Annotated in this window: 8 protein-coding genes and 1 pseudogene; 8 read left to right on the forward strand and 1 reads right to left on the reverse strand. The window is 67.2% G+C overall.

Annotated elements, in window-relative coordinates:
- Positions 1 to 140: 140 nt before the first annotated feature.
- From A5622_RS08720 to nuoN, 8 genes are read left to right on the forward strand one after another with little or no spacing between them, the layout of a single operon-like run.
- Positions 141 to 2,555, forward strand: coding sequence for an NADH-quinone oxidoreductase subunit G (locus A5622_RS08720; RefSeq protein WP_066877910.1), 2,415 nt, complete (start codon positions 141 to 143; stop codon positions 2,553 to 2,555).
- A gap of 5 nt (positions 2,556 to 2,560) precedes the next feature.
- Positions 2,561 to 3,832, forward strand: a complete 1,272-nt coding sequence (gene nuoH, locus A5622_RS08725; protein ID WP_066871180.1) for an NADH-quinone oxidoreductase subunit NuoH — start codon at positions 2,561 to 2,563, stop codon at positions 3,830 to 3,832.
- Positions 3,825 to 4,370: an NADH-quinone oxidoreductase subunit NuoI gene (gene nuoI / locus A5622_RS08730; RefSeq protein ID WP_066870854.1), complete on the forward strand. Its 546-nt coding sequence runs from the start codon at positions 3,825 to 3,827 to the stop codon at positions 4,368 to 4,370. The genes nuoH and nuoI overlap by 8 nt, the downstream gene beginning before the upstream one ends.
- 26 nt (positions 4,371 to 4,396) lie before the next feature.
- Positions 4,397 to 5,185 carry an NADH-quinone oxidoreductase subunit J gene (locus A5622_RS08735; RefSeq protein ID WP_197507976.1) on the forward strand — a complete coding sequence of 263 codons (789 nt, stop codon included), beginning with the start codon at positions 4,397 to 4,399 and terminating at the stop codon, positions 5,183 to 5,185.
- Positions 5,182 to 5,481, forward strand: coding sequence for an NADH-quinone oxidoreductase subunit NuoK (gene nuoK, locus A5622_RS08740; RefSeq protein ID WP_007772892.1), 300 nt, complete (start codon positions 5,182 to 5,184; stop codon positions 5,479 to 5,481). The genes A5622_RS08735 and nuoK overlap by 4 nt, the downstream gene beginning before the upstream one ends.
- Before the next feature lie 10 nt (positions 5,482 to 5,491).
- Complete coding sequence (nuoL, locus tag A5622_RS08745) at positions 5,492 to 7,378, forward strand: NADH-quinone oxidoreductase subunit L (RefSeq protein WP_066877912.1); 1,887 nt, start codon at positions 5,492 to 5,494, stop codon at positions 7,376 to 7,378.
- Positions 7,379 to 7,426: 48 nt separating this feature from the next.
- On the forward strand, positions 7,427 to 9,013 hold the full coding sequence (locus A5622_RS08750) for an NADH-quinone oxidoreductase subunit M (protein ID WP_197498012.1): 1,587 nt from the start codon (positions 7,427 to 7,429) through the stop codon (positions 9,011 to 9,013).
- A complete protein-coding gene (gene nuoN / locus A5622_RS08755; RefSeq protein ID WP_066877916.1) occupies positions 9,010 to 10,599 on the forward strand; it encodes an NADH-quinone oxidoreductase subunit NuoN in 1,590 nt (529 codons plus the stop codon). The genes A5622_RS08750 and nuoN overlap by 4 nt, the downstream gene beginning before the upstream one ends.
- A 10-nt stretch (positions 10,600 to 10,609) precedes the next feature.
- On the opposite strand, the pseudogene A5622_RS08760 reads toward nuoN, so the two are convergent.
- Positions 10,610 to 10,824 (reverse strand): annotated as a pseudogene (locus A5622_RS08760) (hypothetical protein); the annotation flags it as partial.

Consider the following 10,824-nt stretch of genomic DNA (forward strand, 5'->3'; position numbering starts at 1 on the left):
TGCAGAGCGAAGCGATGAAGAGGAGCGGCGCCTCATGACCCGCGACGGCGACGATGCAGAGCGAAGCGATGAAGAGGAGCGGCGCTCATGACCCGCGACGGCGACGATGCAGAGCGAAGCGATGAAGAGGAGCGGCGCTCATGACTAGTGCGGCCAAGACCGAGACCGGTGACGAGGTCCGTCCGCCGGACATGGTGACGCTGACCATCGACGGCAACGAGATCAGCGTCCCCAAGGGAACTTTGGTGATCCGGGCCGCCGAGTTGATGGGCATCCAGATCCCGCGGTTCTGTGACCACCCGCTGCTGGAACCGGTCGGCGCGTGCCGGCAGTGCCTGGTCGAGGTCGAGGGCCAACGCAAGCCGATGGCCTCGTGCACCACGGTCGCCACCGACGACATGGTGGTGCGCACCCAGCTGACGTCGGAGGCCGCCGACAAGGCCCAGCACGGCGTGATGGAGCTGCTGCTGATCAACCACCCGCTGGACTGCCCGATGTGTGACAAGGGCGGCGAGTGCCCGCTACAGAATCAGGCAATGTCCAACGGCCGCAGCGATTCTCGCTTCACCGACGTCAAACGCACCTTCGCCAAGCCGATCAACATCTCCTCGCAGGTTCTGCTGGACCGCGAGCGCTGCATCCTGTGCGCGCGCTGCACGCGGTTCTCCGAGCAGATCGCCGGCGACATCTTCATCGACATGCAGGAACGGGGCGCCCTGCAGCAGGTCGGCATCTACGCCAACGAACCGTTCGAGTCCTACTTCTCGGGCAACACCGTGCAAATCTGCCCGGTGGGCGCGCTGACCGGAAGCTCGTATCGGTTCCGGGCCAGGCCCTTCGACTTGGTGTCCAGCCCCAGCGTCTGCGAGCACTGCGCTTCCGGATGCGCCCAGCGCACCGACCACCGCCGCGGCAAGGTGCTGCGCCGGCTGGCCGGTGACGATCCCGAAGTCAACGAGGAGTGGAACTGCGACAAGGGCCGGTGGGCGTTCACCTACGCAAGCCAGCCCGACGTGCTCACCACTCCCCTGATCCGCGACGCCCACGGCTCGCTGCAACCGGCCTCGTGGTCGCACGCGATCGCCGTCGCGACCAGGGGCCTCGAGGCCGCGCGTGGCCGCACGGGGGTGCTCGTCGGCGGCAGGGCAACCTTGGAGGACGCCTACGCCTACTCCAAGTTCGCGCGAATCGTGTTAGACACCAACGATATCGACTTCCGCACCCGCCCGAGTTCGGCCGAGGAGGCCGACTTCCTGGCCGCCCGGATCGCGGGCAAACCGATCACCGTCAGCTACGCCGATCTGGAATCGGCGCCGGTCGTCGTGCTGGCCGGCTTCGAGCCCGAAGACGAGTCACCCATCGTGTTCCTGCGGTTGCGCAAGGCGGCCCGCAAGCACGGGTTGCCGGTCTACGCGATCGCGCCGTTCGCCACCCGCGCGCTGACCAAGATGTCCGGGCGGCTGATCAAAACCGTTCCGGGCGCCGAAGCTACGGCGCTGGACGGGTTGGCCACCGGCGAGGTGGGCGACCTGCTCTCCACCCCGGGCGCGGTCATCATGGTCGGCGAACGGCTTGCGTCGGTGCCGGGCGGGTTGTCGGCCGCGGCCCGGCTCGCCGACACCACCGGCGCCCGCCTGGCCTGGGTGCCGCGGCGCGCCGGGGAGCGGGGCGCGCTGGAGGCCGGTGCGCTGCCCGGGCTGCTGCCCGGAGGCCGCCCGGTCGACGACGAGACCGCCCGGGCGCAGATCGCCCAGGCATGGCACGTGTCCGAATTGCCGTCCGGCAGGGGGCGTGACGCCGACGCGATCCTGACCGCCGCCACCGACGGAACGCTGGGCGCGCTGCTGGTCGGCGGTGTCGAGCCCGACGACTTCGCCGATCCGGCCGCGGTACTGGCGGCGCTGGACGGTGTCGGCTTCGTCGTCAGCCTGGAGCTGCGGCACAGCGCCGTCACCGAACGCGCCGACGTCGTCTTCCCGGTCGCGCCGGTGACGCAGAAGGCCGGCGCATTCGTCAACTGGGAGGGCCGCTTCCGGCCGTTCGAGGCAGCGCTGCGGACGACTCAGGACGCCAGGCAATCCGACCACCAGGTGCTCGACACGCTGGCCGACGAGCTGGGCGTCTACCTCGGGATGTCCAGCGTCGAGACGGCCCGCGAAGAGCTTGCCGCGCTGCGAAATTGGGACGGCAAGCGTGCCGCGAACCCGGACGTCGCCGCCCCGCAACCCGCCCAGCCCGGCGCCGGTGAGGCGGTACTGGCCGGCTGGCGGGCGTTGCTGGACAACGGCCGCATGCAGGACGGCGAGCCGCATCTGGCGGGCACCGCGCGCAAGCCCTTCGCCCGGCTGTCGGCCGATACGGCCGCCGAGATCGGCGCCGCCGACGGCGACGCGGTCACGGTCAGGACGTCGCACGGATCCATCAGCCTGCCGCTGGTGATCACCGACATGCCCGACCGGGTGGTGTGGCTGCCGGTGAACTCGCCCGGCTCGGCGGTGCACCGCCGACTCGGCGTGTCGGTCGGCAGCACAGTCAAGATCGGAGTGGGCTCATGACCGGGTTGACCGCATTCGGGCACGACACCTGGTGGTTGGTGCTCGGCAAGGCACTGGCGATCTTCGTGTTCCTCATGCTGAACGTTCTGGTGGCGATCCTGCTCGAACGCAAAATCCTGGGCTGGATGCAGCTGCGGCCCGGCCCCAACCGGGCGGGCCCGTGGGGGGTACTGCAGAGCCTGGCCGACGGAATCAAGTTGGCGCTCAAGGAAACCATCACCCCGGGTGGCGTCGACAAGTTCGTCTACTTCGCGGCGCCGGTCATCTCCACGATCCCGGCGTTCACCGCCTTCGCGTTCATCCCGTTCGGTCCGGTGGTGTCGGTGTTCGGCCACCGCACGCCGCTGCAGCTGACCGACCTGCCGGTCGCCGTGCTGTTCATCCTCGGCCTGTCGGCGATCGGCGTGTACGGAATCGTCCTGGGCGGTTGGGCTTCCGGGTCCACCTACCCGCTGCTGGGCGGGGTGCGCTCAACCGCCCAGGTGATCTCCTACGAGGTGGCGATGGGGCTGTCGTTCGCGGCGGTCTTCCTCTACGCGGGCTCCATGTCGACGTCGCAGATCGTCGCCGCGCAGGACCGGGTCTGGTATGTGTTCCTGCTGCTGCCGTCGTTCGTGATCTACCTCATCTCGATGGTCGGTGAAACCAACCGGGCGCCTTTCGATTTGCCCGAGGCCGAGGGCGAGCTGGTCGCGGGATTCCACACCGAATACTCGTCGCTGAAGTTCGCGATGTTCATGCTGGCCGAGTACGTCAACATGATGACGGTCTCGTCACTGGCCACTGTCCTGTTCTTCGGTGGCTGGCACGCGCCGTGGCCGCTGAACATGTGGGCGGGCGCCAACACCGGATGGTGGCCGGTGCTGTGGTTCACCGCAAAGATGTGGACCTTCCTGTTCGTCTACTTCTGGCTGCGGGCCTCGCTGCCCCGGCTGCGCTACGACCAGTTCATGGGGCTGGGCTGGAAGCTGCTGATCCCGGCCTCGCTGGTCTGGGTGCTGATCGCCGCTGTGATCCGCACGCTGCAGAACCAGGGCTACGCGCACTGGACCCCGATACTGGTGGCCAGCAGCATCGTGTTCGCCACGGCGCTCGTGCTGTTGCTGCGAAAGCCGTTCAGCGCGCCGGGTATTCGCGCGCTGGAGAAACAGCTGCGCCGCGAGGCGAAGAAGCTCCCGGCCGCAGCGATCCCCGCGCCGGTATTCCCGACACCGCCGCTGCCGGCGAAAACCCAGAAGTCTTTGGCGGCTGCGAGCAAGGAGGAAGCACGTGGCTAAGTTTTTGGACGCCGTGGCCGGATTCGGCGTGACGTTCGGATCGATGTTCAAAAAGAATGTCACCGAGGAGTATCCGGAGAAACCGGGCCCCGTCAAGCCGCGCTATCACGGCCGCCACCAGCTCAACCGCTACCCCGACGGGCTGGAGAAGTGCATCGGGTGCGAACTGTGCGCCTGGGCCTGCCCGGCCGACGCGATCTACGTCGAGGGCGCGGACAACACCGAGGAACTCAGGTATTCGCCCGGCGAACGCTATGGCCGGGTCTACCAGATCAATTATCTGCGCTGCATCGGCTGCGGCCTGTGCATCGAGGCCTGCCCGACCCGGGCGCTGACGATGACCAACGACTACGAGATGGCCGACGACAACCGCGCCGACCTGATCTACGAGAAGGACCGGCTGCTGGCGCCGCTGCTGCAGGACATGCTCGCGCCGCCCCACCCGAGGACCGCCGGCGCCACCGATAAGGATTACTACCAGGGCAATGTGACCGCGCACGGGTTGCGAGAGATCGAGCAGGCCGGAGACTCCCGGTGACCGGATTGACCGGCCACGCAGTCGTCGTGGCGTCCAGTTTTGCCCACGACACCATCGTCCGAACCTCTACCGGCGAAGCGGTCGCCTTCTGGGTGCTGGGCGTGCTGGCCGTGCTCGGCGCGATCGGAGTGGTCACCGCCGTCAACGCCGTGTATTCGGCGATGTTCTTGGCGATGACCATGATCATCCTGGCGATCTTCTACATGATCCAGGACGCGCTGTTCTTGGGTGTGGTGCAGGTCGTCGTCTACACCGGCGCGGTGATGATGCTGTTCCTGTTCGTGCTGATGCTCATCGGTGTGGATTCCGCGGAATCGCTCCAGGAGACGCTGCGTGGTCAGCGCGTCGCCGGGGTGGCGGCCGGCATCGGGTTCGGCATCCTGCTCATCGCCGTGATCGGCAACGTGGCCACCGGCGGTTTCGCCGGCCTGACCACCGCCAACGCCAACGGCAACGTGGAAGGGCTGGCGGCGCTGATCTTTTCGCGGTACCTGTGGGCGTTCGAGCTGACCAGCGCGCTGCTGATCACCGCGGCCGTCGGGGCGATGGTGCTGGCGCACCGCGAACGCTTCGAGCGCCGCAAGACCCAGCGCGAGCTCTCCCAGGAACGCTTCCGGCCGGGCGGACACCCCACGCCGATGCCGAACCCCGGCGTCTACGCCCGCCACAACGCGGTGGACGTGGCCGCGTTGTTGCCGGACGGCTCGTACTCGAAGCTTTCGGTGTCGCCGATACTGCAAAGCCGCGGCGCCGACGGCAAGAAGACCCCGTCCACCGAGCCGAGCCCGAGTCTCTCCCAAGGCGGTACGTCGTGAATCCGGCCAATTACCTATATCTTTCGGCGCTGCTGTTCACCATCGGCGCCTCCGGGGTGTTGTTGCGCCGCAACGCCATTGTGATGTTCATGTGCGTGGAGCTGATGCTCAACGCGGTCAACCTCGCGTTCGTCACGTTCGCGCGGATGCACGGCCACCTGGACGGGCAGATGATCGCGTTCTTCACGATGGTGGTCGCAGCCTGCGAAGTGGTCATCGGCCTGGCCATCATCATGACCATCTTCCGTACCCGCAAATCGGCGTCCGTCGACGACGCGAATCTACTCAAAGGCTGAAGACGCCAACATGACTCAACACACCTGGTTGCTGGTGGCGCTGCCATTGGCGGGCGCCGCGATCCTGCTCTTCGGCGGGCGACGCACCGACCGGTGGGGGCATTGGCTGGGCTGCGCCACCGCCCTCGCGGCCTTCGGGGTGGGCCTGAGCCTGCTGAGCGAGCTGCTCGGCCGCGCCGCCGATGACCGCGTCATCCACCAGAAGGTGTTCAGCTGGATCCCCGTCGGGCAGCTCCAGGTGGATCTCGGACTCCAAATCGACCAGCTGTCGGTGTGTTTCGTTCTGTTGATCTCCGGCGTCGGGTCATTGATCCACATCTATTCGGTGGCCTACATGGCCGAAGACATCGACCGCCGCAGGTTTTTCGGCTACCTCAACCTGTTCCTGGCGTCGATGCTGCTGTTGGTCGTCGCAGACAACTACGTGGTGCTCTACGTCGGTTGGGAAGGCGTCGGCCTGGCCTCCTACCTGCTGATCGGGTTCTGGTATCACAAGCCGACGGCGGCCACCGCCGCCAAGAAGGCGTTCGTGATGAACCGGGTCGGCGACGCCGGGCTGGCCCTGGGAATGTTCTTGATGTTCAGCACTTTCGGCACGCTGTCCTACGCCGGGGTCTTCGCCGGCGCACCGGCGGCCAGTCGGGGCGCGCTGACCGCCATGGGATTGCTATTGCTGCTGGGCGCGTGCGCCAAATCCGCCCAAGTTCCGCTGCAGGCCTGGCTCGGTGACGCCATGGAGGGTCCCACCCCGGTCTCCGCGCTGATCCACGCCGCCACCATGGTGACCGCCGGGGTGTATCTGATCGTGCGGTCCAACCCGCTGTACAACCTGTCGCCCGATGCGCGACTGGCCGTGGTCATCGTGGGCGCGGTCACGCTGCTACTCGGGGCGTTCATCGGGTGCGCCAAGGACGACATCAAGCGGGCGCTGGCGGCGTCGACGATGAGCCAGATCGGCTACATGGTGCTGGCGGCCGGCCTCGGCCCGGCCGGCTACGCCTTCGCGATCATGCACCTGCTCACCCACGGCTTCTTCAAGGCCGGCTTGTTCCTCGGCTCCGGCGCGGTGATCCACGCGATGCACGAAGAACAGGACATGCGCCGCTACGGCGGTCTACGTGCGGCACTGCCCATCACGTTCGTCACCTTCGGCCTGGGCTACCTGGCGATCATCGGCGTGCCGCCCTTCGCGGGCTACTTCTCCAAGGACGCCATCATCGAGGCGGCGCTGGCCTCCGGTGGCACGCAGGGGTATGTGCTGGGCGGCGCCGCGCTACTGGGCGCCGGCGTCACCGCGTTCTACATGACGCGCGTGATGCTGATGACCTTCTTCGGCAAGAAGCGCTGGGGTCCGGGCGCCCACCCCCATGAGGCGCCCGGCCTGATGACGTGGCCGATGATCCTGCTCGCCATCGGCTCGGTGTTCTCCGGTGGCCTGCTGGCGGTAGGTGGCACCCTGCAGCGCTGGCTCGAGCCGGTCGTCGGAAAGCACGAGGAGGTCACCCACGCATACCCGGTCTGGGTCAGCTCCGCGCTGGCGCTGGGCGTCGTGATCATCGGCATCGCGGTGGCCTACCGGTTGTATGCGAAGGCACCGATCCCGCGGGTGGCTCCGCTTTCGGTCTCGGCCCTGACCACCGCGGTCCGCAACGACTTCTACGGCGATGCCTTCAACGAAGAGGTGTTCATGCGCCCCGGCGCACAACTGACCAAGGCGCTCGTCGACGTGGACAACGCGGGTGTCGACGGCTCGGTCAACGGGCTGGCGGCGCTGGTGAGTTCGACCTCAAATCGGCTGCGGGGGCTGCAAACCGGCTTCGCCCGCAACTACGCATTGTCGATGCTGACGGGCGCCGTGCTGGTGGTCGCGCTGATCCTGGCGGTGCGGTTGTGGTGACCGCGCCGGCGACGATGCAGTCCGAAGCGATGACGAGGAGCGGCGCTGGTGAATAACGTTCCGTGGCTGAGCGTGCTGTGGCTGGTGCCGCTGGCCGGCTCCGTGCTGATCATCCTCATGCCGCCCGGGCTGCGGCAGCTCGCCAAGTGGACGGGTCTGGTCTTCGGCGTCGCGACCCTGGCCGTGGCGATCGTCGTCACCGTCGGGTTCAAATCCGGTGGCGCGCCGTATCAATTCGTCGAGAAGCACCAGTGGATTCCGGCGTTCGGGGCCGGCTACACGCTGGGCGTCGACGGCATTGCGGTGGTGCTGGTGCTGCTGACCGCGGTGCTGATTCCGGTGCTACAGGTGGCCGGCTGGAACGACGGGGGCGAAGGCAACCCACGCGGTGTACACGCGTACGTCGCGCTCACGCTGGCCATCGAATCCATGGTGCTGATTTCGGTCGTTGCGCTGGACGTGCTGCTGTTCTACGTCTTCTTCGAGGCCATGCTCATCCCGATGTACTTCCTGATCGGGGGCTTCGGCGGCGGAACCGGCCGCTCGCGCGCGGCCGTGAAGTTCTTGTTGTACAATCTGTTCGGCGGGCTGATCATGCTGGCCGCGGTGATCGGACTGTATGTGGTGACCTCCCAGCACGGTTCGGGCACCTTCGACTTCCGTGAGATCGTGGCCGGCGTCGCCTCCGGCCGCTACGGCGCGGACTCAGCGGTGTTCAAGGCGTTGTTCTTGGGCTTCATGTTCGCGTTCGCGATCAAGGCCCCGCTCTGGCCGTTCCACCGCTGGCTGCCCGACGCCGCGGTCGAGGCCACCCCCGCGACCGCGGTGCTGATGATGGCGGTGATGGACAAGGTCGGCACTTTCGGCATGCTGCGGTACTGCCTGCAGCTGTTCCCCGGCGCCTCAACGTATTTCCGGCCGCTGATCGTGGTGCTGGCGGTCATCGGGGTGATCTACGGCGCGATCGTCGCCATCGGCCAGACCGACATCATGCGGCTGATCGCCTACACCTCGATCTCGCACTTCGGGTTCATCATCCTGGGCATCTTCGTGATGACAAGCCAGGGGCAGAGCGGGTCGACGCTGTACATGCTCAACCACGGTCTGTCCACGGCGGCGGTGTTCCTCATCGCCGGCTTCCTGATATCGAGGCACGGCAGCCGCGCGATCGCCGACTACGGCGGCGTGCAGAAGGTGGCGCCCATACTGGCGGGCACCTTCCTGGTGTCGGCCATGGCCACCCTGTCACTGCCCGGGTTGGCGCCCTTCATCAGCGAATTCCTGGTCCTGCTGGGAACTTTCAACCGGTACTGGCTGGCCGCCGCGTTCGGGGTCACCGCGCTGGTGTTATCGGCGGTCTACATGTTGTGGCTCTACCAGCGGGTGATGACCGGGCCGGTCGTCAGCGGTAATGAAAAGATCGGCGATCTGCGCGCCCGCGAATTGATCGTCGTCGCGCCGTTGATCGCGCTGCTGCTGGTGCTCGGCATCTATCCCAAGCCGGTGCTCGACATCATCAACCCCGCCGTCGAGAACACCATGACCACCATCGGCCAGCACGACCCCAAGCCGACCGTCCCGGTGGCGACACCCAGACCGGCCGACCTACCCCGGACCGCCGAAGGACCGCGATGACCCTCCCAACCCCGAGCATCCAGTACTTTTTGCTGTGCCCGACGCTCATCGTGTTCGGCGTCGCCGTGGTGGCCGTCCTCGCAGAGGCGTTCTTGCCCAGGCGAATTCGCTATACGGCGCAGGTAACGCTTGCGCTCGGTGGCGTGATCGCGGCGTTCGTCGCGGTGATCGCCGTGAGCCGCTCGATTCCAGGCTCCGGGCGCGTCGCGGTGTTGGGCGCCATGGCCATTGACCGCCCGACGCTGTATCTGCAGGGCACCATCCTGCTGGTCGCGGTGCTGGCCATCATCTTCATCGCCGAACGCACCCAGGCCAGGGCCGGCAACAAGGTCTCCGTAGGCGTCGGCAGGGCCGGTTCGGGTGGCCTGGACTCCTTTACCCCGCAGGCGTCGGCGGTGCCCGACAGTGACGCCGAACGGGAGGCCGAGCGGGCCGGAGCCGCCCAGACGGAGCTGTTCCCGCTGGCGCTGCTGTCGGTCGGCGGCATGATGGTTTTCCCCGCCTCCAACGACCTGTTGACCATGTTCGTTGCGCTGGAAGTGCTGTCGTTGCCGTTGTACCTGATGTGCGGCCTGGCCCGTCATCGCCGCCTGCTGTCGCAGGAAGCCGCGATGAAGTACTTTCTGCTGGGCGCGTTTTCGTCGGCGTTCTTCCTCTACGGCGTGGCGCTGCTGTACGGCGCGACCGGCACCTTGCTGCTGACCGGAATCCGCGACGCGCTGGCCGCGCAGGGCGATACGTCGATGGCGCTGGTCGGTGTGGCGCTGCTGTCGGTCGGTCTGTTGTTCAAGGTTGGTGCCGTTCCGTTCCATTCGTGGATTCCCGACGTGTACCAGGGCGCGCCCACCCCCATCACCGGGTTCATGGCGGCCGCCACCAAGGTGGCGGCTTTCGGTGCGCTGCTGCGGGTTATCTACGTGGCGCTGCCGCCGCTGCACGATCAGTGGCGCCCGGTGCTGTGGGCCATCTCCATCCTGACCATGGCGGTGGGCACCATCACCGCGGTGAACCAGACCGACGTCAAACGCATGCTGGCCTACTCGTCGGTCGCCCACGTCGGATTCATCCTCACCGGCGTCATCGCCGACAACCACACGGGCCTGTCCGCCACGCTGTTCTACCTGCTGGCCTACAGCTTCAGCACCGTCGGCGCGTTCGCCATCGTCGGCCTGATCCGCGACGCCGACGGGGTCGAGGACGCCACGCTCTCGCACTGGGCGGGGCTCGGGCAGCGCTCCCCCATTGTGGGCGTGATGTTTTCGATGTTCCTGTTGGCCTTCGCCGGCATCCCCCTGACGAGCGGATTCGTCAGCAAGCTCGCCGTGTTCAAGGCCGCCGCCCAGGGCGGTGCCGTGCCGCTGGTGATCGTCGGTGTGGTCGCGAGCGGGGTGGCCGCCTACTTCTACGTGCGGGTGATCGTGTCGATGTTCTTCACCGAGGCGACCGAGGACACGCCGCACGTGGTGGCGCCGGGCATCTTGAGCAAGGCCGCGATCGCGGTGTGCGCCGCGATCACCGTGGTGTTGGGCATCTTCCCGCAGCCGCTGCTGGATCTGGCCGACCAGGCCGCCGAGTTGCTGCACTGACGCAGCGCGGTCAGTTCATGAACGGCCGGACGGCCAGCAGGTAGATCAGCAGCGCCGCCAGCGGGGCGACCAGCGGCAGCCACGGCAGCTGCAGGGGAAACGACGTCGCAACCAACCCGGCGACCGTAAACCCCACGGCGCCAAGCGCGGTCGGCCAGCTGTCCAACACCACGAGCGCGGTGGCGCCGGCCGCATGGCGGCACACCAGGTAGGCGGCGGCGCACA

The sequence above is a fragment of the Mycobacterium sp. 1245801.1 genome, from assembly GCF_001673055.1.
Taxonomy (GTDB): domain Bacteria; phylum Actinomycetota; class Actinomycetes; order Mycobacteriales; family Mycobacteriaceae; genus Mycobacterium; species Mycobacterium europaeum_A.

Coding starts and splice junctions, on each gene's coding strand:
- A5622_RS08720 (WP_066877910.1), top strand. CDS start 141: ATGACTAGTGCGGCCAAGACCGAGACCGGTGACGAGGTCCGTCCGCCG.
- nuoL (WP_066877912.1), top strand. CDS start 5,492: ATGACTCAACACACCTGGTTGCTGGTGGCGCTGCCATTGGCGGGCGCC.
- nuoN (WP_066877916.1), top strand. CDS start 9,010: ATGACCCTCCCAACCCCGAGCATCCAGTACTTTTTGCTGTGCCCGACG.